This window comes from Rhizobium sp. ZX09 (assembly GCF_017357485.1).
GTDB classification, from domain to species: domain Bacteria; phylum Pseudomonadota; class Alphaproteobacteria; order Rhizobiales; family Rhizobiaceae; genus Agrobacterium; species Agrobacterium pusense.
Genome location: NZ_CP031364.1, coordinates 532871 through 556252 on the forward strand (window position 1 = coordinate 532871; position 23382 = coordinate 556252).

General features: G+C 58.2%; 21 protein-coding genes and 1 tRNA gene. 16 read left to right on the forward strand and 6 right to left on the reverse strand.

Features of this window, described 5'->3' with window-relative positions; genetic code table 11:
* Window positions 1-5 precede the first annotated feature (5 nt).
* The 4 genes from BTN45_RS17055 to BTN45_RS17070 all read left to right on the forward strand — a co-directional run bounded on the left by BTN45_RS17055 (window position 6) and on the right by BTN45_RS17070 (window position 4936).
* Complete coding sequence (locus BTN45_RS17055) at window positions 6-899, forward strand: DMT family transporter (RefSeq protein ID WP_207590190.1); 894 nt, start codon at window positions 6-8, stop codon at window positions 897-899.
* Window positions 900-980: 81 nt separating this feature from the next.
* Entirely contained in the window at window positions 981-2183 is a 1203-nt protein-coding gene (locus BTN45_RS17060; protein WP_207590191.1) for an acyltransferase family protein, read from the forward strand.
* Window positions 2184-2240: 57 nt separating this feature from the next.
* A complete protein-coding gene (gene uppV / locus BTN45_RS17065) occupies window positions 2241-3656 on the forward strand; it encodes a Wzx-type polysaccharide biosynthesis protein UppV (protein WP_207590193.1) in 1416 nt (471 codons plus the stop codon).
* A gap of 8 nt (window positions 3657-3664) precedes the next feature.
* Complete coding sequence (locus tag BTN45_RS17070; RefSeq protein WP_077985729.1) at window positions 3665-4936, forward strand: GNAT family N-acetyltransferase; 1272 nt, start codon at window positions 3665-3667, stop codon at window positions 4934-4936.
* Window positions 4937-4981: 45 nt separating this feature from the next.
* On the opposite strand, the gene uppQ is transcribed toward BTN45_RS17070, so the two are convergent.
* Complete coding sequence (gene uppQ / locus BTN45_RS17075; protein ID WP_077985730.1) at window positions 4982-5641, reverse strand: polysaccharide biosynthesis GNAT family N-acetyltransferase UppQ; 660 nt, start codon at window positions 5639-5641, stop codon at window positions 4982-4984.
* A gap of 185 nt (window positions 5642-5826) precedes the next feature.
* Window positions 5827-6531, reverse strand: a complete 705-nt coding sequence (locus tag BTN45_RS17080; RefSeq protein WP_077985731.1) for a glutathione S-transferase family protein — start codon at window positions 6529-6531, stop codon at window positions 5827-5829.
* 101 nt (window positions 6532-6632) lie between these two features.
* Here BTN45_RS17080 and BTN45_RS17085 point away from each other — a divergent pair, with 101 nt between their 5' ends.
* The 3 genes from BTN45_RS17085 (at window position 6633) to BTN45_RS17095 (ending at window position 8005) form a co-directional block, all read left to right on the forward strand.
* Window positions 6633-7007, forward strand: coding sequence for a helix-turn-helix domain-containing protein (locus tag BTN45_RS17085; protein ID WP_077985732.1), 375 nt, complete (start codon window positions 6633-6635; stop codon window positions 7005-7007).
* A gap of 133 nt (window positions 7008-7140) precedes the next feature.
* A tRNA-Leu gene (locus BTN45_RS17090) sits at window positions 7141-7225 on the forward strand.
* Between the two features lie 264 nt (window positions 7226-7489).
* A complete protein-coding gene (locus BTN45_RS17095; protein ID WP_003585612.1) occupies window positions 7490-8005 on the forward strand; it encodes a disulfide bond formation protein B in 516 nt (171 codons plus the stop codon).
* A gap of 29 nt (window positions 8006-8034) precedes the next feature.
* On the opposite strand, the gene BTN45_RS17100 is transcribed toward BTN45_RS17095, so the two are convergent.
* Window positions 8035-8592, reverse strand: coding sequence for an HNH endonuclease (locus BTN45_RS17100; protein WP_003585610.1), 558 nt, complete (start codon window positions 8590-8592; stop codon window positions 8035-8037).
* Between the two features lie 312 nt (window positions 8593-8904).
* On the opposite strand from BTN45_RS17100, the gene BTN45_RS17105 reads away from it, so the two are divergent.
* The 4 genes from BTN45_RS17105 (at window position 8905) to BTN45_RS17120 (ending at window position 12226) form a co-directional block, all read left to right on the forward strand.
* Window positions 8905-9204: a hypothetical protein gene (locus tag BTN45_RS17105; RefSeq protein ID WP_077985733.1), complete on the forward strand. Its 300-nt coding sequence runs from the start codon at window positions 8905-8907 to the stop codon at window positions 9202-9204.
* 120 nt (window positions 9205-9324) lie between these two features.
* Window positions 9325-9930, forward strand: a complete 606-nt coding sequence (locus BTN45_RS17110; RefSeq protein WP_077985734.1) for a transglutaminase-like cysteine peptidase — start codon at window positions 9325-9327, stop codon at window positions 9928-9930.
* A 209-nt stretch (window positions 9931-10139) separates the two neighbouring features.
* Window positions 10140-10931, forward strand: coding sequence for a metallophosphoesterase family protein (locus tag BTN45_RS17115; RefSeq protein ID WP_022562966.1), 792 nt, complete (start codon window positions 10140-10142; stop codon window positions 10929-10931).
* Window positions 10932-11263: 332 nt separating this feature from the next.
* Window positions 11264-12226, forward strand: a complete 963-nt coding sequence (locus BTN45_RS17120) for a glycosyltransferase family 2 protein (protein WP_207590195.1) — start codon at window positions 11264-11266, stop codon at window positions 12224-12226.
* A gap of 39 nt (window positions 12227-12265) precedes the next feature.
* Here the strand turns inward: BTN45_RS17120 and BTN45_RS17125 are convergent, their stop codons facing one another.
* Together BTN45_RS17125 and BTN45_RS17130 are read right to left on the reverse strand one after the other, a co-directional pair.
* Window positions 12266-13738, reverse strand: coding sequence for a lipopolysaccharide biosynthesis protein (locus BTN45_RS17125; RefSeq protein ID WP_207590196.1), 1473 nt, complete (start codon window positions 13736-13738; stop codon window positions 12266-12268).
* Window positions 13739-13811: 73 nt separating this feature from the next.
* Window positions 13812-15035, reverse strand: a complete 1224-nt coding sequence (locus BTN45_RS17130; protein ID WP_207590198.1) for a glycosyltransferase family 4 protein — start codon at window positions 15033-15035, stop codon at window positions 13812-13814.
* A 364-nt stretch (window positions 15036-15399) separates the two neighbouring features.
* Here BTN45_RS17130 and BTN45_RS17135 point away from each other — a divergent pair, with 364 nt between their 5' ends.
* The gene (locus BTN45_RS17135; RefSeq protein WP_246751743.1) at window positions 15400-16473 is read left to right on the forward strand and encodes an acyltransferase; all 1074 of its coding nucleotides are present in this window, start codon (window positions 15400-15402) and stop codon (window positions 16471-16473) included.
* A gap of 46 nt (window positions 16474-16519) precedes the next feature.
* Complete coding sequence (locus BTN45_RS17140; RefSeq protein WP_207590201.1) at window positions 16520-17848, forward strand: hypothetical protein; 1329 nt, start codon at window positions 16520-16522, stop codon at window positions 17846-17848.
* 110 nt (window positions 17849-17958) lie between these two features.
* On the opposite strand, the gene BTN45_RS17145 is transcribed toward BTN45_RS17140, so the two are convergent.
* Complete coding sequence (locus BTN45_RS17145; RefSeq protein WP_207590203.1) at window positions 17959-19011, reverse strand: acyltransferase; 1053 nt, start codon at window positions 19009-19011, stop codon at window positions 17959-17961.
* A gap of 429 nt (window positions 19012-19440) precedes the next feature.
* On the opposite strand from BTN45_RS17145, the gene BTN45_RS17150 reads away from it, so the two are divergent.
* The 3 genes from BTN45_RS17150 (at window position 19441) to BTN45_RS17160 (ending at window position 23361) form a co-directional block, all read left to right on the forward strand.
* Window positions 19441-20298, forward strand: coding sequence for a hypothetical protein (locus BTN45_RS17150; RefSeq protein ID WP_034497146.1), 858 nt, complete (start codon window positions 19441-19443; stop codon window positions 20296-20298).
* Between the two features lie 134 nt (window positions 20299-20432).
* A complete protein-coding gene (locus BTN45_RS17155) occupies window positions 20433-22691 on the forward strand; it encodes a polysaccharide biosynthesis tyrosine autokinase (protein ID WP_060942264.1) in 2259 nt (752 codons plus the stop codon).
* A complete protein-coding gene (locus BTN45_RS17160; RefSeq protein ID WP_044459174.1) occupies window positions 22684-23361 on the forward strand; it encodes a hypothetical protein in 678 nt (225 codons plus the stop codon). Before BTN45_RS17155 ends, BTN45_RS17160 begins: the two co-directional genes overlap by 8 nt.
* Window positions 23362-23382 lie beyond the last annotated feature (21 nt).

Here is a 23382-nt window from a genome sequence, read left to right on the forward strand (position 1 = left end):
CTGCCATGGCCCCTCGCGATCTTGCCGCCTATGTTTTTCTCGCACTCGCATGGGGCGCGTCCTTCCTCCTGCTTCTACAGGTTGTGGATGCATTCGGCTGGATCGGCGCAGTGACGTTGCGGTCACTGGTGACCGCCACCACTCTTTTCCTGATCGCGAGAACTGCGCGACGCAAACTGGCGTTTTCGGCAAGCTGGCAAGCCTTTGCCATTGTGGGCGCAACCACCGTTGCCGGCCAGTTGATCGGCCTTTCTTATGGCACGCCGCTTGTCGGGACCGCCATGGCCGCAATATTGGTCGCGACCATCCCGCTTTTTTCGATGCTCATCTCGCAGGTCTGGGGGGTGGAGCGACTGACGAGGCAAGGTGTCGTGGGGCTGGTTTTGGGCTTCGGCGGCATTGTGCTGCTCGTGGGTTTTCCCGCCGTACCCGTCACGACCGGCTTTGTCATCGGCTGCATCGCCTGTGTCGCCGCCTGCATCTGCGCGGCCTTCGGCAGCAATTATGCCAGCCGGTATCTCAAAGGCGTGGGTTCATGGGAAATTACCATCGGCTCATTCATGACCGGTGGCATCATGACACTGCCACTGCTGCTGGCAGTTCCAATTCCCCGCATTCCCGCGCCGATCGACTATCTATACCTGCTCATCCAGGCCATCGTCATGAGCGGCCTCACCTACATAACTTATTTCCGCCTCGTCTCGGTTATCGGCGCGACAAAGGCCATCAGTGTGGAGTTTGCAGTCACCGTTGTGGCGGTGCTTATCGGCGCCCTCGTGCTGGATGAGCCGCTGTCGCTGCCTCAGCTCGTCGGCGCGGGCATCATTATCCTCGGCTGCGCGCTGGTGCTCGATCTTCTACCCAAAAAGAAGGCTCCGCCCACACCGGCCGGCGCATGAAGGGTTTGTTAGCGTTTTCCACCAATAGTCGTGTCGGCTACCGCAGATCACGCGTGATCGCATGTGCGACGCGAGGAGAAAATGCAACCGAGCAGCTCAGATTATGAACATTACTGGGACCCGTTGCGAGCGCTTCTGATGCTGCTCGGCATTCCCTATCATGCCTCACTGCTCTATAGCTACGCCCTGCCCTGGGACATCAAGGATTTTGAGACCAGCACGCTCCTGACCGCGCTCGGTGCCGGGCTCGTCACCTTCCGAATGCCGGCGTTTTTTCTGGTCGCCGGGTATTTTTCCACCATGGTCATCGGCAAAAAAGGCAAAGTGCCTTGGCTCAGACAACGTTTCCTCCGCCTCGGCGTGCCCTTCGTCGTGACGCTCGTTCTGCTCGGGCCGCTGCAGCTTTTACTGTTGCGACTGGCCGGTATCGCCAAAGGCGAGATTGCAGCCGAAGGACTGATTGAGAGCCTGCCGGGTCTGCTGCGCCCGAGTGAACAATGGATCATGCATCTGTGGTTCCTGCCCGCTCTCATCGCCTATTCCGTGGTGCTTGCCGCTTTCTTGTATCTTCTGGAACGACCGCCTTTTGCGCGCACAGTAGACAGGCTCGACAGGCTGCGGCGGCGACATGCCGGGGTGTTTTTCGCCGCACTCTGCATCCTGCCCATTTTATGGGAGCTGGCGATATATGGTTCCAGCCTGATTGCGGCAGAAACCGAAAGCAGCCTGCTTTCTCTCTATGAGCGCGCTTCCGACCCCTATGGGCGCTACCTGCCCTTCTTCCTTGTCGGAGCCCTGCTCCACCGCGACCGGACCCTCTTTCACCGCTTTCGCCAGACCGGTATTCTCACGGCAATCGTAGCGACGGCCGCCATTGCGGCGGCAGTGACACTCAGGCTGCAAAGCCCGTTTTTGAATTCAGCCCTGCTCGTGCTGGTGTCGGCAATTGCCGCAGTAACGGTGAGCCGCCTGCTGATCGACCTCGCCTGCCGGTATTTCGACCGGCCAAGCCGGTTTGCCAGACGGATGACGGATGCGTCCTTCACTATCTATCTGTTTCACCACCCGCTGATTTACGCTCTGGGTACGCTTTTTATTCTCATCTCCCTGCCGCCACTCGTTGAATTCACCATCATCGTCGCAGCCACGACCATCACGGCTTACTCTCTGCACCAGGCGATACGCCGCAGCCCGTTGGCTCTGTTCCTCTTCAACGGCATCCGCAAGCCGCGGGAAGCGGGTGACATCAGGACAGGCGCAGCCGCCTCCCAAACGCTTCGTTAAGGATGAAGGGCTTACAATCGGCCTGCCCATTCAACTGGAAATAATGGCGTGTGGATCATGGCTATCCTCAGCACGGCGGAAAAAGCCTTACCCGCAGGCCTGCGCGCGAAGATTTCGCCGCTGGGCGATAAAATCGCCCTCATTGTCTCCGCGAGGGACGAGGTTGCCCGGGCACAGCGAATGGCGCTCGTCGCCTTCGCGGTGCGCATCGTCAGCGCCGGCATCGCCTTCATATCGCAGATCATCCTTGCCCGCCTGATGGGCGAGTTCGAATATGGCCTCTTCGCCTTCGTGTGGGTTCTGGTAATCCTGTTCGGCAATCTTTCCTGTCTCGGCTTCCACACCACCGTCATCCGCTTCCTGCCCGGCTACCGTCTGGAAGATGCCCATGACAAGATCATGGGGCTAACCTCGACGGCCCGCGTATTCGCCATGCTGTCTGCCAGCACGCTGGCGCTTTGCGGTTTCATCTTTCTGTATTTCTTTGGCGAGCGCATCGCCGCCTATTATCTCATTCCTGTCTCGCTGGCGCTTTTCACCCTGCCGATGGTGGCTCTGGGCGATGTGTTGAACGGCACGGCGCGGGCCAATGGCTGGGCCATCTCCGCCCTTAGCCCCACCTATATCGTACGTCCCGTGCTGATCCTCCTGTTCATGCTGGTGGCCATTGCCCTGGGAGCCGAAAAGACTGCGACGACGGCCATGCTGACGGCGCTTCTCGCAACCTATGTCACCACCATTTTTCACTTCGTCTTCCTGAACCGCCGGCTCAACCGACATTTCCGCAGCGCCGCCCGAAGGGTTCATTTTCGTCACTGGATCAGATTTGCCTTTCCGGTCTTTCTGATCGACGGCATCGGTTTTCTGATGACCAATTCCGATGTGGTGATCGTCGGCCTTTATCTGCCGCCGGATCAGGTCGGCATCTATTTCGCCGCGGCGAAAACCATCGTGTTGATGCAGTTCGTGTTTTTCTCCGTCCAGGCGGCGGCCGCACCACGTCTCGCGGCGCTGATTTCGGCCAATGACAGGCCGGGGCTTGCGAGCTTCGCCAGCCAGGCCGCACGTTGGGCCTTCTGGCCGTCTCTCGCCGTTGGCAGCGTGGTGCTTCTGGCCGGGCCATTCCTGCTTTCGCTGTTCGGTCCTGGCTTCGTAGAGGGTTACGAGCTGATGTTCTTCCTGTTTGCGGGGTTCCTGGCAAAAGCGCTCATCGGCCCCGGAGAGACGCTGCTGAATATGGCCGGCAAACAAAAATTGTGCGTGATGCTTTATATTATCATCTTCGGTTGCAACATTGCACTCAACATGGCGCTCATTCCGGTCTATGGTCTGACAGGCGCCGCGGCAGCGGTGGCGATAGCCATGTCCATAGAGGCTGTGCTATTGCATGTTGCCATACGCCGTACACTCGGGATCGTCCTTTTTGCCTTCAACGACCCCCGGGCGAGTCAAAACACTGGTAAGGCGGTGTAACGATAAGCATGTCCAGCGATCCAAAGAATCCGGATTTTCAGGACCCGCGCATCGCGGCGCTCATGGCGTCTGCGGAGCGTGATCGCCCGGTGGCGGACAGCAGCCGGCGTGTGGGCCGGGAAGGCCGTGAATTCTGCATCTATCCGGGGCAGCTCGGTTACGACATGCAGGAGGAACTCGACTTTCTCTCCAACCGCGTCATGGAGGCAAACGTCTTTTTCACCGGCCGGCTTCTTGCTCCGGCCATGCCGCGTATCGACGACAAGACCGTGCGCTTCGCCCTCATTCGCGATGAGAACGGCGCCCGAAGCCGCATGCGGTTTCTGATGCCTTTTACCGTTGAAAAGCCGGGTTTTTCCATTGGTCCTTCCATTATTCGCGTCTGGGCCAATCCTTTCGGGCCGCTCGGGACGCCGCTGGTTGATACCGAAGGGGCGGCCGAGACCCTCGATAACCTTTTCGACGCCCTTTCCGACCGGGACATGCGGCTGCCGAATGTTCTGGTTCTGCCGGATGTGCGGCTGGAGGGGCCTTTTGCCCGCATGTTCCGAGCCATCGCGCTCAGCCGCAACCTGCCGGTGACGACGACGGGTCATTATCACCGGCCGATGCTGGAAAGCCTGCTCGATGGCCAGGCTTATCTGCAAAAAGCCCTTGCCCCGCATCATTTGCGGGAAATGCGCCGGCAGTGGCGACAGCTCGAGAGGTTGGGCGCGTTATCCTACACTGTTGCCCGCCAGCCGAAGGATATACGCTACCGCATGGAGGAATTTCTGGCGCTGGAGGCAAGCGGCTGGAAGGGCCGCAAACGCACCGCGCTGGTCAACGACCGGTATCGTGCGGCCTTCGCCCGTGAGGCGATCACCAACCTGGCCGAAGCCGATGCCGTGCGTATCCACACCATCGATCTCAACGGAAGCGCCATTGCCTCCATGATCGTCTTCATCACCGCTGGCGAGGCCTATACGTGGAAAACCGCCTTCGACGAGAATTACGCGCAATTCTCGCCCGGCAAGCTGCTGGTACAGAAACTGACCGACTGGCATCTGGACGACGCCAATATTCTCCGCAGTGACAGCTGCGCCGTCCCCGATCATCCTGTCATGAGCCGCTTCTGGCAGGAACGGCAGGAAATGGGCACGCTTGTCGTGGGGCTCACCCAGAACAGTGACAGGGACGTTCGACAGGTTTCCACGCACGTGGACATGTATCGCAACACCCGTAACCTCGCCCGCAGCCTGCGGCAGAAAATCCTGTCCTTTGGTCGCAAGGGCAACTGAGGCCGGAGGACGCCAACGGCATCCTCCGGATTGTTGGGTCCAGCTTCAGCGCGAGGCCGTCCGGATCATCTTGCACAATTGCGTCAAAGCTGCATCGTATCCACCACCCAGAATATCGATGCAACGCCGGGCGAGCCTGATCTGCTCGGTGCGCGACATGTCGTTATAAGCCTGAATGGCGTTACGCATGGCGCCAGGCGTTACCGGCCCCGATTTGCCGGGATTGTTCGGATTTCCCGGACTGCCCGGGTTTCCAGGATTGCCCGGATTACCGGGATTGCCCGCAGAACCTGAACCGCCAATGCCGAGACCGACATCAACGCCCAGGCCGCTGGATCCGCCGACATTTGCGCCGACATTGGCATTGACGCCGTTGGAGCCGCCAACGGAGGCGTTCACGCCCGCATTGACCCCGCTGGAACCGCCGACGGATGCGTTGACATCCGCATTGACCCCATTGCTGCCACCAACCGAAGCGTTGACATCCGCGCCCAATCCGCCGCCGCTTCTGCCGCCGACATCGGCACTGGCGTTGACGCCGCCGCTGCCACCGACGGAAGCATCGACCCCGAGCCCACCGCTGCCATTACCACCCACGCTCGCATTAACCCCATTCTCTCCACCGATCCCTATGTCCAGCGCGTGGGCGTTGACCGGCAGGATCAGGCAGGCAGACAATAATAAATTGCGAGAAAAAGCCCTCATAATTTCCTCCCTATGAGTTGGCTACTCCCGCCCCGCGTGGAAACTCCACCCGGTCATTATAAATTCAATTAGCAATTGCGTACATACTAATTTATTAGAACTATCTAAAATTATCATGAAAACGCAACCGAAGATGTATCATTTCGAGACAGCGTGGGCGGTAAAATCCGTCCACGCTGCCCTTGTCAGTTTCCGAACCGTTCGACAAGCGTTGCGAGATCAACATGGCCCCGGCAGCTTCCATTGCCTTTAGCCGGCTCTCCACGTTCCAGGCCACTCGCATAGACAACAGCGGGATCAGCCTCGAGACGCCTGCGCAACGCGGCTAGCTTTGGCCACCGGCCCGGGTCAGCCACATCGTGAATCTCCAGCCAGCGGGCGACACCGACCAGGATTCCATCCGCGAGGCTCGGCCTGTCGCCGATTGCAAAGGGGGTGACGCCAATCATCTCCTCCAGCAGGTCGTGCCGTCTGATGACGGCGTCCGTTCCATACTGCCGAAGAGCCGATTGCAGGGCCGGGTTCGGCGGCTCCATCTCAAGCGCAACCCACAGCGGGGTGAAAGCGCCGGTGAAGCCGGTGTTGATGAACGCCATAAACTGGTGCATCAGCTCGGCCTCCCGTGAATGGAGATCGAAACTGATACGCCGCTCGGTGTCGCGTGTTTCCAGCCATGCAGCGATCGCCATCGTCTCGGTCAGTATCTCGCCCCTGTCCGTGATAAGGACGGGTGTTTCGACGCGTCGATTGATACGCTTATAGGCTGCCTGCCGCATTTCACCGAGCATATCCACCCGGCAAAGCCTGTACGGCTTGCCAAGCCACTCAAGCGCCGCGACAAGCCCCATCGAACTTCCCGCCGGGAAGCCATAAAGTAAAATCGGTTCCATTTTTCCATACTCTCAGTTTCGAGGGCGCTGCGCAGCGGGTTGAACTTAGCGCCGGGCGGCGCCAAGTAAATTACGAACCTTTTTGTAACCACGAGGCACTGATGAAGGACCTTGTATCCCGCTGCCCCATCGAGGAGGTCATGCAGGTGCTGAGCGGGCGCTGGCCGACGCTCCTGATCTACTACCTGAAGGATGGCACAAAACGCTTCAGCGATCTGCGCAGGGACAACGCGACGATCTCGCATAAGATGCTCACACTGGAATTGCGCAAACTGGAAGACGCCGGCATCGTTCAACGGACAGAGTTTCAGGGTTATCCGTTGCGCGTCGAATACGACCTGACCCCCGCGGGCAACACGCTTGTACCGCTGATCGACTCTCTCGGCCAATGGTGGGAAACGACGAGCGCCATACCGGAAGCCAGCGGCCCGCCCGGCCACGCCCTACCTGGTGCTCAGGCACAGCGAAACGCTTAAAATTCCAGGGAATGGCAACGATGAGCTGCCATTTGAAAGGCGCGAAGTTACACGCTCAAACGCGCAAATTTCCAGCTTTTGGGGTTGCACGCAGGGTCTCGCCCGTGATAGACGCCGTGACATTACCACCGTTGCCCCAATGGCGGAATTGGTAGACGCGCCGCACTCAAAATGCGGTTCCGAAAGGAGTGCTGGTTCGATCCCGGCTTGGGGTACCATTACCTACCCATCTCGATTTTTCCCTGCTCCAGGTGCTTTTTTCAAAGCCGTTTCGATGGATTGCGTAGAGGCTGGTGTCCTCACGAAAGCTTGCTTATCCGCCTCCGTTTCTTACCAGGCTTTCATTTGCCAGTTGCAGAGGACTGGATTAGACGAATCCCGTAACATTCATAGAGATCGGCGACTTAATTTCGCCATCACGCCCGCCTTTTTGAAAGCCCGTTCGGGATATCTGCTTCTTCGCGAAGTTTGGGGAAATTTACATGGCCAATGCGACATCCGCCGATAACAGCCGCACACTCGCCGCTCTTGGCGTCACGGCGGGAATGATCTTTACCGTCGGCTCAGCCCTCGGTTTCCAGCATATTGGCGGTTACACGCCCTGCGCGCTGTGCCTGCTACAGCGCGATCCCTATTATTATGCCATTCCGCTTGGCATCTTGGCCATTGCATCCAGCATTTTCAAATTGCCGGTTCAAATAACACGGCTGCTTCTTGCCCTTATCGGCGTGGCCATGCTGATCGGGGCCGGCCTCGGCGTCTATCATGCGGGTGTGGAATGGGGTTTCTGGGCGGGGCCGATTACCTGCGCCACCGGGGCGCCTTCCATCACGACCAATGCCGGCGACCTGTTGGGCAACCTCAACGCCATCAAGGCGCCTTCCTGCAATGATGCAGCACTTCGCGTCCTCGGCCTGTCGTTCGCCGGATGGAATGTCATCGCAAGTCTGGCACTTGCGGCAGTCGCCTTTTTCGGCGCAAGCCGTAAAAGCCGCTAAGCGGAAAACCGCCTTGCAGTCCTGAAAGCTCAGGGCTGCAGCTCGGTGTCCCAGTAAAGATAGTCCATCCAGCTTTCATGCAGATAATTGGGCGGAAACAGACGCCCATTATTGTGCAGGTCCTGAACCGTCGGCTGGAAAGGCTTCTGCGCCGGGAACATGCCCGCCTGTTTGGGAAGCTTGCTGCCTTTTTTAAGGTTGCAGGGAGAGCACGCCGCCACGACATTGTGCCAGGTGGTTTCGCCGCCATGCGCGCGGGGAATCACATGGTCGAAGGTCAATTCGTCCCGTGTCCCGCAATACTGGCATTCAAACTTGTCCCGCAGGAAGACGTTGAAGCGTGTGAAAGCGGGGTTGCGGGTGGGCTGCACATAGGTCTTGAGGCTGACGACGCTCGGCAGCCGCATGGAAAAGCTGGGTGACGACACCGCATGATCATATTCTGCAATGATGTTCACACGGTCTAGAAAGACGGCCTTGATCGCGTCCTGCCAGGACCATAACGACAAGGGATAATAACTCAGCGGCCTATAGTCTGCGTTCAGAACGAGCGCCGGCAGGGCCTGTGGTGAAACTGCAATCGTCAAGGGCTTCTCCTGAGCGATTCGGCATCTGCACTTGTATATTAGGTCCGTTGTTACAGGATTGTGAAGCCTATAAATGCAGCGGAGAAGAGCTTAATTTTTCAGCGGGAAAAAGGCCCTTTTATGTTCCGGTGAGGCAGGCAGAGGCCGATGGATCGGGCGGCCGCACGACGAGACAGCGGCGGGCGATTCCATGCGCCGGAACCCTCAAATCCTTCTCACGATAGCTGCAGCATCAATGATATGATCAGCGATACGGCGAGATGAAAACGGCGCTGCCGGCGACGACCATTCGCGCGCCCCGGAGGAAACGGAATGACCGCGCATCGGCACCCAACAGCAGCATTTCGGGCGGCCCTTGCGAGCGGCGCATGGATCTTTGCCGCTTGCCTGGCGGGTTCGGCACTTGCCCAGCAATATCAGAATTTCGAGATCGCGCCGGATGGCCGCGGTGGTGCGCAGGGAACGATAGGCGGGCGAAATTTCGAAGTGCCCCGCAGTTACGACAGGCCGCCCGCCGGCCGCGTCTCCCCGGACACGCGGCGCGACCGGAGAACCAGCGTGCCGCAGCAGACATGTATCGTCGACGCCGAAGGCCGAACACGCTGCAACTGATGGCATTCCCGCGAGAAAAATGGGATTTCACTAAAAAGCAATCTATCGACTTAAATGGCCTGCAAGAAAGCATCGCTATGTTCCCGGGCATAAGGAAAACAACTGTGCAGGGGCAAGAACATGGCGAAGAAAACAACCCGTGTGGCGGCAAGTCTGGCCATTGCCATCGGCGTGGCGGCAGGCGTGGCGACGACGGCACCGGCCGTTCAGCTCGGCGGCCTCGCGAAAAACCCGTCGGCCTCGCGGCCCGGCCAATTCATGACGACAAGCCGTCCCACGATCGCGCCGATCGCCTTTGCCAAATTCTGCGACAATGCCGCCGACCAATGCGTGCGCATTGGTGATCGTGACACGATCGAACTGACCAAACAGAAACGCGTGGAGCTTCAGCGCATCAACTCCGAGATCAACACCGCAATAACCTATGTTGGCGAACTGGAGGGCGAAGACGAATGGAAGCTGAACCCGACAAGCGGTGATTGCGATGACTATGCGGTGAGCAAGCGGCAGCGCCTGCTGCGTGCCGGCTGGCCTTCCGGCGCCCTGCGCATCGCCACCGCCCGCACGCCGAGCGGTGTCGGCCACGCGGTTCTGGTGGTCAGCACCACTGAAGGGGATTTGGTGCTGGACAATCGCACCAATGTCGTCAAACCGTGGAAGTCCGTGGATCTGAAATGGATCAAGATCCAGTCGCACGAAAACCCGCGTGTCTGGCTGAAACTCTAGGTCTGACGCACACATGGTCTTTGCAGGCGAAAAAGAGTATCCTGCCGCTCGCCGATCGAGGCCCCGCCGCGCAAAAACCGCTTCTGGCGAAGCCCTCCGGCAGGGGCCGGGAGCGCGATTCTGACCGGGCACTTCCTGTCTCGGGCGGGTGACGCGGCATCAGCTTCCAACGCTCTTGACCTCGTGTAAGGGAGACAGTATCGGCAGCTATGCCCAAGGTGCTCAACTGGATTCGCGGTCGTAAACAACCAGCCCCCCGCGAGGCGCGGAGACGGCGCAGAGTTGAGCTCGGCGACAGGCTGACATCCTTTCCGATCTATGCCATCGGCGATGTGCACGGCAGTCTCGATCTGCTTTTGCAGGCAGAACAAAAAATCCTTGCGGATCTGGCCGGCGACCCCTCTCCCGCCCTTGTCGTGCTGCTCGGCGATTATGTCGATCGCGGACGCGATTCCTGTGGGGTTCTCGAACATCTGCTGCGGCCGCCGCCTGCGCCACTGCGCCGCATCGCGCTGTGCGGCAATCACGAGCAGTTGTTCAGCGACTTTCTCGAAAACCCGCGCGAAAACATGCACTGGCTGGATTTCGGCGGTCGCCAGACGCTTCTGTCCTATGGTGTGGATATTGATTATTTCATTGAAAAGGGCCGCCTGAGGGTTCAACCCTTCAAGGATGCCCTGCTGGGCGCCATTCCCCAGACTCACCGCCAGCTTTTGGCCAATCTGCCGATCTACGCCCGCATCGGGCCCTATATTTTTGTGCATGCCGGCCTGCGTCCGGGTCTGCCGCTCGAAGCGCAGACCGATGAGGACATGCTGTGGATCAGGGAACCTTTTCTGTCGCAGGGCGCGGGACTGGACCTCCTTGTCATCCATGGCCACACGCCGGTGACGGAACCGGAAACCGGGCCGCAACGGGTAGGCATCGATACCGGTGCTTTTACCACCGGCAGGCTGACGGTCCTGAAGATCGTGGAATCGGGTCTTTCGATTATCGTGTAACCCCGTCGCTTCTGTCACCGCCATACAACATGTCGTTTGAATAACCGTTTATTGTTTTGACGAGAGAAATTTCACTTTATTCCTGAAGAAAATTGCCTTTAAAAAAGATGGATACTTAAAATGACCGCCGCATATTTCCGGGAAAAACCGGCCATAATTTAAACATTCAGGACGCCCCCGTCAGACCTGCCGATACAAACAGGAACACTTTCCCTGATCCCCGATGAGGCTCCGCGGGCGTTTCCCACAAGCCTCGCACGCGAAACCGCAGCAGCAGATAACCCGCTCGGTCGTCGCTTCAGGTCCAGGGCCAGCCAACTGCAAGAGGCTTCATGCGTTATTCCATTCTCGTTCCGGCCTTCAACTCCGAAAAAACCCTGGCGCGCTCACTAGAAAGCCTTGGCCAACAGAGCTTCGGTGACTGGGAAGCCCTCATCATCGACGACGCTTCCACCGACGGTACGGCGGAGATGGCAGACGTCCACGCTGCGCGCGACCCGCGCTTCCGGGTCTTGCGCCAGCCGAAAAATGCGGGCCCGGCCGCATGCCGCAACGCCGGCATCGAGCATGCACGGGGAGAATGGATCGCGCTTCTCGATGCCGATGACGCCTACCTTCCCGATCGATTGAAAAGGCTGGCGGAAATATCCGACCGTGTCGGCCTCGATATGATCGCTGACAATCTCCTGCTTTACGACCTCGGGGCCGATACCATCGTTGGCCCCGCCTTTGCGATGGAGAACGCGCTTTCGAAATGGACAATTCGGAGTCTCTGCGAGAACGATGGCCCAGGCCGGCACAGCCACGCGGGATGGCTGAAGCCTGTTTTTCGCAAGCAATTGCTTACGGAGAATAATCTTCGCTACCACGACACATTTCGCGTCGGCGAGGATTTTCTTCTTTATGCCGAATTGATTCTCACCGGCTGCAGGGCAGCCATTCTTGATGAGGCGCTCTATCTATACACCACGCCCACCGGCGCAGTATCGGGTCAGCGTTCGACATCGCAGACAGTCGTCAATAATGCGCACTTACTCGCCTCGAGTGACATGCTCATCGAGCGGCTGCAGCAGGGGGACGGCGGGCGCAACGCCCTTCTTGAGCGAAAGGCGCGTCTTAATCTGTCGCAACGCCGGGAACCGGTGAAAGCCGAGATGGTAAAGCTCTATAAAAACAGGCAATTGCTGGCTCTTGCCCTAAAAACCATCCGTCACCCGGCCGCATTCCGGGATATTCTGCGCCCGCCACCTGCCTCCCCCGGTCCTGAAAAATTGCGGGCGCTGCCCTTTTCCTGATGGGAGATGACGGCGAAATAGTTTGCAATGTACCCCGCTTCAGCGGCGCGACAGAATTTTGCGCAACTCTACGACCGAGGTTTTCGCGACCGCGGGCATGGCCGCGAAAATCAGCGCCGCGTAGATGCAGGCGCCCACCACGACCAGACATGCGAGAGAGATGATCGGAGGCAATCTACCCTCGATGACCTGCTCCAATCCAAATACGGACGCTCCCATGACGATCGATGCACCGAGCGGGATGGCAATGACCCGCATGATTTTCTGGAATTCCACGCCGCCGTAACGCTGGGTATAAAAAACACCCACTGGCCAGACGCCGTACACTTTCGCGACATGCGCCCAGGCGACAGGATAAAGACCGAAAGGGGCGGCAAGGAAACTCAGTCCGATACCGGCGAGCAATTGCAGGACCGAAATTTTGAGATTGAGCCCTGGCCTTTTGATCGCCGCCAGAACACCCCAGGTGAAGGATTCCACCACGAAGGGTATGGCAATAAGGCAGAGGATTTGCAGCACCGGCACCGCGGGTTTCCAGTTTTCGCCAAACAATACTGGAATGAATATAGGCGCAACCGCTGCCATGCCGGCAAAACACGGAAATGCGAGAAGGCCCGAAAAGCGGATGAAACCGAGACAGGCCTCTTCCACCGAGCCTTTCTGTGCATGGGCCTGCGAGTAGGTCGCCATGGCCACCGAACCGAAAGGAATAACGGCGAACTGGCTGACAAGATCGATACAGCGCCAGGAAAGCCTGATGTAACCCACGGCAGCCGGCGTCAGGAACATGGCCGCGATCAGTTCCTGAAGTCTGAGGTTCATGGCGAGCAGGAAGCTGGCCGAGAAAATTCTGGACCCGAAACTCCATTGGTCAGCCGCGTAATGCCTGACGAAACGGCGGCGCGGCACCCAGCCTGATGCGAGCCAGTTCATGATCGTCGTTGCGATACTGGCCAGCAGGCGCTGGGCCACCATGGCCCATATCCCCCATCCCTGGAGGGCAAGAACTATCGCAATGGCCCCGGCGAGCATGTTGGAAAAAATCGCCCGCATTGCCAGCTTTCGAAACGCGAACGCCCGCTGCAGCCGGGCCTCATGGATACTGCCGGCACCCATGATCAGGAGCACCGCAGAAAGCGCCATCAACACGGGGCCGAGTTCCGCGAGCCCGAACAGGCCGGCGAGGAACGGTGCCGCCACGGACAGCGCAACGCATAAGGCAGCGCCCCAGCCAAGGGAGAACCAGAAGGCTGTATCCGCATAGTCTTCTTCAAGTTGAGGCCGCTGCACCACCGCCTCCGGCAATCCGCCGCGCGCGATGACGAGAATGATATCGACAAAAACCGTGGCGATGGCGACGAGGCCAAACTCATCCGGCGTCAGCAGACGCGCGAGGATAAGAAAAACTGCAAATGAGAGGAAGACATTGCCGTAACCGCCGACGGCGCTCCACAGGGCGCTCGTGACCGAATGCCTCTCAAGGCCGGGGGTATCGTCCTTCGTTTTCAACATGGCCGGCTCCAGTGCGGCCTGTTCAACCCTTCACTCACGGCATCGGGAGCAGGCTCGCGCCGTCGGCGGCCCGTCATGCCGCCGCGGCCCTGCTTTTTGCCAGGACGTCCTCATAGAGTTTCACATAATTCTCGCCTACCCGACGTGAAGTGGATTCCTCGACAATATTTCCGAAGTCGGCTTCCGTCGGCAATTGCTCGCGTGACAGTGTCAGCACCCGGCGGATACGGGCAGCCAGATCGGCAGCATTGCCGGGTTCGAACAGCCAGTCATGATTGGTCTCGCCGATCAGTTCCGGAATGCCGCCGGAGGCGGCGCCGATGACCGGCACGCCCATCGCATAGGCCTCATAGATCGTGCGTGGTGAGGGTTCTGCCCAGAACGAGGGAACGATGAGAACATCGATCTGTTCGAAAAACTCCTTCGGTTTCGCCCAGCCGATGAATTCGATCGGCAGATCGCCGGCCTGCGCCTCGAAGCGCTCAATGGAATCGTCCATCGCGTGGCCCGCCACCAGACAGCGCCAGTTGCCATGACCGATTTCCCTGAAAGCATCGACCATGTTGCCGACGCCTTTCTCCGTATTGATGCGGCCTATGTAACCGAAGGTCATGGGCTGGCCGCTGCGGTCGATCTGTCGTCGCGCCACGGGGTCGCCTTCCGGGACCGTGCAGGAATAAAATATGACGCGCCGCAGGCTTTCCGGAATATGGTGGAAAAGCCCGTGATTGACATGCGTCCTGAGGATTTCCGTACCGACGCTCGCGACCGCGCCGATATAACGCTGTGTGAATTTCTTTGTGAAATTCACCACCTGACAGCCCAGATGAATATGGTCGCACGGTTTGCCACCCTTGAACATGGCGGCGTTGCCGCATAGCAGGTCATATTCGCAAATCGTATGCACGATCGGAATGCGGCGCTTATGCGCCGCCCGCCACACCAGCGTGGTAACATCGAGCAACGAATGCGTGTTGAGGACATCGGGCCTGAAATCGTCAAGAACCGCCTCGAACTGCTTCTCGACGTTGAAATTCCACTGTTGCCTGATCTTCTGCATCCGCCTTTGCTGCGGCGTATATTGCGGCCAGTCTTCCAGCCAGAAATCATTGTTGTGGAACATGCGGTAGACGCTGACGCCATTGCGCACCGACTTCGCCTCGGCCTGGCGCTCTATGCAGGCGGCACCCACCGTATGCCCCATGGCAACTAGTTCCTCTGCCAGATGCTCGACCGAGCGTTCGCATCCACCGACGATATGCGGCGGGTAAAGACTGCTGAGATGGAGGATTCGCATGGGGCTACGCTCAATATCCTTTAAAATTTATATTTCGGCACCGGCACCGCTGAACCGACCAAAAGGAACGGTTGTGAAAGGGCGGCGACCAGGCCGAAGGAAGTAACAATTTAAAAATCAACATCAGAATATCGGGCTTAAAGAGCACCGAAAACACCGCCGTTTCAAGTGATTTTTTGCGGCGCCGCGGAATTCATGCCGTATTGCAAAAAAGAATCTCCGTTGCTAATTATATTCGAATATAAAACCTAACGATATGCAGCCCCGCCGCTGCACCATTGATCTTATTATTTTATTTTAAAAAATTTGGATTCCCATGTCTTCTCAAAGTAGCGGAAAGCTTCCGAGAAACTACAATCTCGACATGTTGCGCGGTCTTGCCGCAGTTTGCGTTGCTTATTCTCATTTGGCCCTGAAGATGCACAATCGCGGCGATACTGATGGAGTGACCCGGGCCCTTTTCGATGTCACCAAGGTTTTTCTCGATGTCGGCAAATTCGGCGTGATCGTGCTGTTCGCGCTCGGCGGTTACTTCATTCTCTCATCGCTGCAAAATGCCGCCATGCGGTATCGGAAACCGCTTACCGCCTTTGTCCTGCATCGGTTTTTCCATCTTTATCCCGCCTACTGGCTGTCACTGTTTTTCGGCGTGCTGCTGCCCTGGGATGACCCGGGCAAGATATTCCCGGCCCATGTCGTCGCCATCAACGCCACGATGCTGCAGGGCTTTTTCATGACGGAAAATGTCATGGGACTCTACTGGACCCTGCAGATCAACCTGACTTTTTACGCGCTGTGCGTGCTGCTGTTCCTGATGGGACGAGCAGCCGATTTGCGGGTGGTGACGGCCGCAACAGTTGCGCTTTTTGGTTTTGCGGCAATTCTCTCCCTCGTAAGATACAAGCTCGGCATCAAAATGCCGGTTGCCCTGCCGCTGATGGTGGGTGTGTGCTTTCTGGCATCGCTGTGGAAGGCGTCAGATGCCGGGCGCAACCGTGACAGTCGATATTGTGCCTGGATTGCGGTCGGCACTTTCTACGCAATGCTTCTCCCCATCTGCCTCCTGGCTTATTCGCATGACTACGGCTTTGAGGAGACTTGGTATCGCTACGCCATCAGCTACGGCACAGGCATGACGGTTTTCCTTGTGGTTTCGGCGATGAAGAGGTCTGTCCTCAATCGGCTGGCGCCCCTCGGCGGTGCAAGCTACGCCATTTTTCTGTGTCATCCGTCCGTCTATGCGGCTCTCGACAGGATCGGGTTTACGCCAGCCAATACATCGCTGTCCCCATCCATCGTTATGGCTATTTCTGTCCTCTTGGCCATCACATGCGGCCTGGCCGCCAATCGTTTTGTTTTAGCACCCGTGCTCGCCTGGGGAGAGAATGTCGTCAATTCGGCATCCCGCAGACATTTAAGTGCAACCTTGGCCCGTTAAATTGAGATAGGAACATAGTCAGCACGAATAACGGCAGGAGATGTTGATGAAAGAAAACAGGCCTGTCGGTGCTCGCTCCATGACGCGACGCACATTGCTGTCTGCAGCCTCTTTCGCCTTCGCCGCAGCCGGTGGTCTGCGTGCCGCACCGGCGCAGGTCAAAACCGATTTTTCTGCCAATACCGAGGCATTTCTGGACAGTGTCGGAGTGTGCGGCCATTTCACCCGCACACGTGGTGTCTATCCGGAACAATTCGACCGCATCCTTCCGGAACTCAAGGCTCTCGGAGTGCGGCATTTACGCGACGAAGGCATCATCTTTCCCGAAGACCGCCGGGAAAGCGCCTCCTTTAAGCGGCTGCGCCAGATCGTTGCGTCAGGCCTGCGCCTCACCGTCATCTGTTTTGACGATCTCAACCCCTATCTGAGCACGCCACTGGACAAGCTCGTGGATTTCTACGACTGGTGCGATGGCGGCATCGAGGTTTTCGAAGGCAGCAACGAACCCGTGCTTACGTCCGATCCGCAAAATGCGCCGCGCCTTTCGGCGCAACATCAGACTGCATTGCACGACGCCATCCGCGCAAACCCCGCGCTCCGGGATCTTCCCCTTGCCGCGCCAAGCTATGTCCTCAGCAACAGGGCGCTGGCGTTTGATCTCGCGAAGGTTTGCCAATATGGCAATATTCATCCCTATGCGGGCATGGAACACCCCGAAACGACCGGGCCGGGCGCCCTCTCGAAGTCTCTTGCCGCTTCCGCGCACATAGCAGCAGGCAGGCCGACGCTCGCCACCGAAATCGGCTACCATAGCGCCCTGAAGACCCAGAGCTTTCATTTTCCTGTCACCGAAGGAATAAGGGCGCGCTACATGCCGCGCACGCTCCTGTGGTGCTTCATCAATGGTATCCGCCGGACATATATCTATGAAATGGTGTCAAGCTTCGCCCGGGATGACACCAATCCCGAGTCCTCCTTCGGCCTGCTGCGCCACGATCTGAGCCGGACCGCCGCCTATGAGGCGGTCCGCGCCCTGCTCTCGCTCCTGACGGCAAGACGCCAGACCGCGCCCACGCAATGCCAGCTCGAATTCGTCGAAAGCGCCTCCGAAAGTGTTTCCCTGAGACTGTCGCGACCGGATGGCGCGCTGCTTGTGCCGGTGTGGCTTGCAATATCGGGCTGGCAATGGCCGGCGCAGATCGAAAACCCGCCGGCCGAACGTGCAGCAAGCTTTATCGTTACCGGTGCACACAGCCAGGTGATTGCCCACCGGTTTCAGGACGACGGCTCCGTTATCCAGCGCGTTATTCCGCAAGAAGGCGGGCAATATCGGCTTGCCGTCAGCGACCAGTTGACGGTGCTGGAAGTTTTTTGAACACTCACCAACGATTTCCAGCCGCAGCTTGAAACCTCCGCCCACACCGGGCGGGTGACTGGCGCGGCCGACATCTTTCGCGTGATCGACCGGGCAGTTGCTCTCACCGCTCAATGTTGAAGGGAGAGCCGCCTGACGCCGTCTCTTTTGCGATAGGCTCGATTAATCGGCGCCTCGATGAATCGATAAGACGCCAAGCCGCACACGATCGTCAGCAGCAAAGCCAGAACACCTGTGATGAGTACCGACACGATACCCGACAACCCCGTTACCCCGACAACCTTCATCGCAATTTGAATCACCAGATTGTGGACGAGATAGATGGAATAGCTGGCATTTCCCAGATGGACCAGCAGCCAATGCCTTGCAACATAACCGTTCTGTTCAAGGAAGACGCAGCCGGAAACCAACAGCAGTCCCGCAACGCCCCAGGTCAGAGGCCGCACAATGTTGTTGTTGTAGAGCTCGAATCCCGAGCTTGTCGCGAGGATGACTGACGCTCCGGTAACGATGAGAAACCAGGCCCCTCTCGGCCCCAGGAAGGGCGGCTTGTCTTTCCTTGCGCAGAAAAATGCTCCGAAGGCGGCACCCAGGGCGAAATCCAGCATCACCGGGCTGCTGTAATACCGCAGGTAACCATCGAACGAAAACAGTAATCCGGATAGCACAAATGAACAGAGCAAGAATATAATAAGCAATATTCTCGTATAAAAATTCCCCACAACCATCAAAATCGAAAAAACAACATAAAAGAACATTTCGTAGTTCAGGGTCCACCCGACAGACAAGACCGGCTCCCAGAATCCTCCGCGTTCAAATGGTATGAAAAACAGGGACTTCCAGACGTAGCTCGGCTGCAACTCCATAACGCCGAGAGGGCGCGCGCCGAGGAGAAAAATAAAGACGATTATGAATGTCATTATCCAGTAAATCGGAACGACCCTGACAATTCTGTTCACCAGGAATTTCAAGGAATCGCCATCTTTGTTGTGAGTTGTGACGACCATTATGAATCCGCTCAGAACGAAGAATATGTCGACGCCGGAAGCACCGGCCTCGTATCGTCTGACACCCGGGAAAACCCGGTCTATAACGGGCATGAAATGATGGAAAAAGACCATGAACGCAGCAACCGCGCGTAAAACCTGAAGATTGATGATCATCAAATCAATATCCGTATGAATTTGGGATTAATCAAAAGATTCTATTGATATAACAGGTACTTAACTCGGAAAACCGGAGAAATTATAATTTTGCCACGCAGTGCGAAAAGTAATGAGCAAGACGGGAAGACAAAATATCTCCCTTTATTCAAACATCAGCTAAAATCAAACAATTCCATATGCCTGTCAATTCCTCAGGACCGAGGAGTAGAACTTCGTGACTTTCATCGCTCGCCGACCAACGCCGTATCAAGCCTTGGGCAGCTATCGCGGATTAAGGATACTTAAGAAGTTGCTGTTGCATAGTTGTTTTAGCACTTGATCCGCCGCCTAGCCTATGCGATCTAAGAAGAACATTTTAAGTGCTGAATAACCATATCGGCATTGCGCGTAATTAAAGTCGTATTTTAAAAAATTTGGAGAGTTGTGATGTCTCGCCTTCTTAATGGCTCGGCGCTCACCGGTGCGATATTGATTATCGGCACGGTTATAGTTTCCGCCTCAGCCCATGCACAGAATGTCGAACCTGCGCCAGGCGCGCCGCAGCAGCAGGCCGCGCCCGCCCAGAGCGTGGCGACAGGCGCACCGGTCAAATCCCCCGATGAAAGCACCGCCGCCTTTCTGGGGCGGGTGAACACGACCAGTCCGGACATGGTTCCCCTTGCCGCCGCTGAAGCGTTCAAGCAGTCTCCGACGTCGCCAACGGTCAGGGACCTGATCGCCGTCGCTTCCAGCACCGATGCCGCCACGGCCGAGCTGGCGGCGAAGGTGACGGGCGGATTTCCGATCATCGCCGTCTCCACCAGTGCCGCGCAGTTTTCCGAGCAGATTTCCGCACTTGTACTGAGCGACTCCAGCCAGTTGCCCGCCGTCGTCGCATTGGCACAGAAGGTCGGCAACAAGGATTTCTCGGAAGTGGTGGGCGAAGGTCTGGCGCTTGCCTATTCCGCGGCGATGCAGAACAACAACACGATCCTTGCGGCCGCCATTCAGCTGCAGACGAAGGGCGCCGGCGTGCCTTCCGATCTGCTGATCGCCTTCAGCGAAAACATTGAAGGAACCGCGGCCGGCCCGGCTGCGGCAGCAGCACCCGCGGCCGCAGCAGCCGCCTCGCCGATCGGCGGCGCGGGCTCTACGCCTGCGAGCGGCAACAGCGTCGGTGGTTCGGCGGGCGGCCAGACCGGGGCGGGTACCGCGCAGTCCGGTGGAACAGGCGCGCCTGCCGGCCGTGGCAGATCGCTTTCCACCGGCAGCACCAGTACGCCGGTCAGCACCAGCCCCGTTTAACAGGTCCGGCCTTGCCGTCTCCCCACGGGAGCGGCGATCGCCCGAAACGTGATGCAACCGGGACTTTGGCAGGCCCTGTGCGTGCCTAAAAAAAGCGAGGCTGACAGTTGTTGCAAAGGCACGATCCACTGACGATGGCCGATTTCGATAAAAACGGCTTTACGGCTGACTTTATCGATATAGACGCCGCACTTGCGACGGTTCGCCGTCAGTGGCGTATCGTGCTGGCGGCCGTCGCCGTTGCCGGGGCAATCGGCCTTGCTTTCGCAGCCACAGCCGTTCCGATCTATTCGGCTACTGCAACCCTTTTGATAGACCGCAACAACAGCCAGGTTGTCGAACAGCTTTCGACGATCGGCGGCGTGATCGAGGACGAGGCGTCCATTCTCAGCCAGGTCGAGGTGCTGCAATCGGAAACCATCGGCCTCGCCGTCGTCGACAGCCTCAACCTGACGGAAAACCAGGAATTCAGGGCGACACGCGCCTCGTTCCTAAGCTCCGTGCTGAGCACCATCCGCTCACTTGTCAACGTATCGCAATGGTTCGCGCCGGCGACAAAAGAGGCGGTAGTGGATGACGGAACCCTGAAAAGGGGTCTTTCGGACCGGTTGCTGCAGGGTCTCAGCGTCAAGCGTATCGGCCGGACCTATGCGCTGGAACTCACCTATAATTCGACGTCGCCGGTCCTTGCAGCTCAGATCGTCAACGCGGTCGCCGCAGCCTATCTGGTGGACAAGCTGAATTCCAAATATGAGGCAACAAGGCGGGCGAGCGACTGGCTGTCCGATCGCATTGCCGAACTGCGCCAGAGGGCGCTCGACACCGACCTCGCCGTCCAGAAATTCCGTGCTGAGCATAACCTGATCTCGACCGGCAATAACGGGCTGCTTTCCGACCAGCAGCTGGCGGAGTCGAACAGCGCGCTTATCCTGGCGCAATCGGAAACCGCCAGGGCGCGGGCAAGAGTGCAACGTATCGAACACATCCTCGCTACCGACGATGTCGATGCGGTCGTGACGGATATTCTCGACAGTTCCGTCGCAAACGACCTGCGGAAGAAATATCTCGAATCCTCGAAGGTCGAAGCCGAGATCACCGGTCGGCTGGGCGCCAACCATGTGCAGGCGGTGCGTCTGCGCAACGAGATGCAGGAATATCGCAGGCTGATGTTCCAGGAAATCAGCCGTATCGCGCAAAGTTATAAGAGCGATCTGGAAGTTTCCGAAGCAAGGGAGAAATCCCTGGCCGAAACCGTCGCCAAGGCCACCAATATCAGCAACTCCGCCGGCGAGACGCAGGTTCAGCTTCGCGAATTGCAGCGCGAGGCGGAAACCTACAAGAACATGTATCAGACATTCCTGCAGCGTTATCAGGAGGCCATGCAGCAGCAGTCCTTTCCGGTGACGGAAGCGCGCGTGATCTCCAAGGCCGTACCGCCGAGAACGCCGAGTAAGCCGAACAAGGCGCTCATTCTGGCGCTGTTCATGATCATGGGTGCGGCCGCGGGGGGCGGCGTCGCCATGTTCCGCGAATTCCGCGATCGCTTTTTTCGCACGGGGGAGCAGGTCCGCGACGTGCTTGGCCTGGAATTTCTGGGCAATACACCGCTTGTGCCGAACAAGCTGGCCGCAGACACGGAACCGAGAGGGCAAGATGGCGGCCCAACCGTCACACGCCCCTCCGGCGTTGCCCGTTATGCCGTAGACCACCCGCTCTCCTCCTTCGCCGAAACACTGCGCAGCACGCGGCTGGCGATCGATCTCGGAATAGCGGCAAAAAATGGCGCCAGGGTCGTCGGCGTCGTCTCCGCCCTGCCGAGTGAGGGAAAATCGACGATTTCCATCAATCTCGCGCAGCTTCTGGCCGCACAGGGCGCAAGGGTGCTGCTGCTCGATGCGGATATTCGCAACCCGGGCGCCACCCGCGCCCTTGCCCGCCACGCGACAGCAGGCCTGCTTGAAGTGCTGCTGGAAGGTCGCTCCATCCGCGATGCGCTTGTGCATGATGAAAAGACTCGACTTGCTTTCCTGCCCACGGTCGTCAAGCAGCGTGTCCCGCACTCCTCGGAACTCCTGACTTCCGCGCAGATGCACCGCCTGCTGGCCGAGGCAAGCGGGGCCTTCGATTACATCATCGTCGACCTGCCGCCACTTGGCCCCGTTGTTGATGCGCGGGCGATGGCCGGCCGGATCGACGGCTTCGTTTTCGTCACGGAATGGGGCAAAACCGCACGGCGGGCGGTTCGCAACACCATCGAAAACGAAGTTCAAATCCGCAAGAAATGTCTGGGCGTCATTCTCAACAAGGTCGACACGGAGAAGCTCAAGCTTTACCGGGCTTACGGTTCAAGCGAATATTATCATTCCCGCTACACGCGATATTATCATGACTAGGACCGCTGGCGTGCCGAGCCTGCGCAGGGTCCTGACGGTCACGCCGGTATTGATCGTTTCGCTATTTGTGTTGTTGCTCGCGGCCCAGGCTTTTTCCGAAACACGACGGTTTTCCGATATCATCGCTTTGGCGCGCATTGCCGACGAGGACAATGGTCTCTCTCCCGATCTGCTGACGAAAACCGTCGAGGGTCTGCAGCCCGTCATTGCCGAAAAAATCTGCCGTTCGGATATCATCAAGGCCGGGATGCGGCTTGTGCTTGCCGATATCGACGCCCATGCCGGGGATGCATCGCCAGAAGCGGATGCCATGCGCCTCGGTTTTGCCGAAACCTATATGCGCCACGCCCTGTCGTGTCTTCCGGCCAATGGCGATGTCTGGCTGCGCCTCGCCATGGTTCGCTCGTTGCGCAACGCCTCTGCCATGGAAATCGCCGTGCTGACGAATTTCTCCCAGCTTTATGGCCCCGCCGATGCCAATCTGATCCGCGGACGCTTCGTCATCTGGCAACAATTTACCAAGGGCGCCCTACCGCAGGCTGAGGCGGCCCGTGAAGCCGACACCGCGATCGTCTGCGGCAGGCAGGGCGAAATATTGCGATGGTCGTTGCGGCATGTCTGCTCCCAGGAGCTTCAGACCGGCATGCAAAGCGCCAAACCACGGCCCTGAGATACACGGAAGCGCCAAGTC

What these genes read in the sequence shown, in the direction of transcription:
- uppQ (WP_077985730.1), bottom strand. Translation starts at nt 5,641, where the DNA reads ATGAGGGCTTTTTCTCGCAATTTATTATTGTCTGCCTGCCTGATCCTG.
- BTN45_RS17095 (WP_003585612.1), top strand. Translation starts at nt 7,490, where the DNA reads ATGGCCAATGCGACATCCGCCGATAACAGCCGCACACTCGCCGCTCTT.
- BTN45_RS17145 (WP_207590203.1), bottom strand. Translation starts at nt 19,011, where the DNA reads ATGATCATCAATCTTCAGGTTTTACGCGCGGTTGCTGCGTTCATGGTC.
- BTN45_RS17150 (WP_034497146.1), top strand. Translation starts at nt 19,441, where the DNA reads ATGTCTCGCCTTCTTAATGGCTCGGCGCTCACCGGTGCGATATTGATT.
- BTN45_RS17160 (WP_044459174.1), top strand. Translation starts at nt 22,684, where the DNA reads ATGACTAGGACCGCTGGCGTGCCGAGCCTGCGCAGGGTCCTGACGGTC.
- BTN45_RS17055 (WP_207590190.1), top strand. Translation starts at nt 6, where the DNA reads ATGGCCCCTCGCGATCTTGCCGCCTATGTTTTTCTCGCACTCGCATGG.
- BTN45_RS17115 (WP_022562966.1), top strand. Translation starts at nt 10,140, where the DNA reads ATGCCCAAGGTGCTCAACTGGATTCGCGGTCGTAAACAACCAGCCCCC.
- BTN45_RS17070 (WP_077985729.1), top strand. Translation starts at nt 3,665, where the DNA reads ATGTCCAGCGATCCAAAGAATCCGGATTTTCAGGACCCGCGCATCGCG.
- BTN45_RS17080 (WP_077985731.1), bottom strand. Translation starts at nt 6,531, where the DNA reads ATGGAACCGATTTTACTTTATGGCTTCCCGGCGGGAAGTTCGATGGGG.
- BTN45_RS17105 (WP_077985733.1), top strand. Translation starts at nt 8,905, where the DNA reads ATGACCGCGCATCGGCACCCAACAGCAGCATTTCGGGCGGCCCTTGCG.
- BTN45_RS17130 (WP_207590198.1), bottom strand. Translation starts at nt 15,035, where the DNA reads ATGCGAATCCTCCATCTCAGCAGTCTTTACCCGCCGCATATCGTCGGT.
- uppV (WP_207590193.1), top strand. Translation starts at nt 2,241, where the DNA reads ATGGCTATCCTCAGCACGGCGGAAAAAGCCTTACCCGCAGGCCTGCGC.
- BTN45_RS17140 (WP_207590201.1), top strand. Translation starts at nt 16,520, where the DNA reads ATGAAAGAAAACAGGCCTGTCGGTGCTCGCTCCATGACGCGACGCACA.
- BTN45_RS17110 (WP_077985734.1), top strand. Translation starts at nt 9,325, where the DNA reads ATGGCGAAGAAAACAACCCGTGTGGCGGCAAGTCTGGCCATTGCCATC.
- BTN45_RS17135 (WP_246751743.1), top strand. Translation starts at nt 15,400, where the DNA reads ATGTTGCGCGGTCTTGCCGCAGTTTGCGTTGCTTATTCTCATTTGGCC.
- BTN45_RS17120 (WP_207590195.1), top strand. Translation starts at nt 11,264, where the DNA reads ATGCGTTATTCCATTCTCGTTCCGGCCTTCAACTCCGAAAAAACCCTG.
- BTN45_RS17155 (WP_060942264.1), top strand. Translation starts at nt 20,433, where the DNA reads ATGGCCGATTTCGATAAAAACGGCTTTACGGCTGACTTTATCGATATA.
- BTN45_RS17085 (WP_077985732.1), top strand. Translation starts at nt 6,633, where the DNA reads ATGAAGGACCTTGTATCCCGCTGCCCCATCGAGGAGGTCATGCAGGTG.
- BTN45_RS17125 (WP_207590196.1), bottom strand. Translation starts at nt 13,738, where the DNA reads ATGTTGAAAACGAAGGACGATACCCCCGGCCTTGAGAGGCATTCGGTC.
- BTN45_RS17060 (WP_207590191.1), top strand. Translation starts at nt 981, where the DNA reads ATGCAACCGAGCAGCTCAGATTATGAACATTACTGGGACCCGTTGCGA.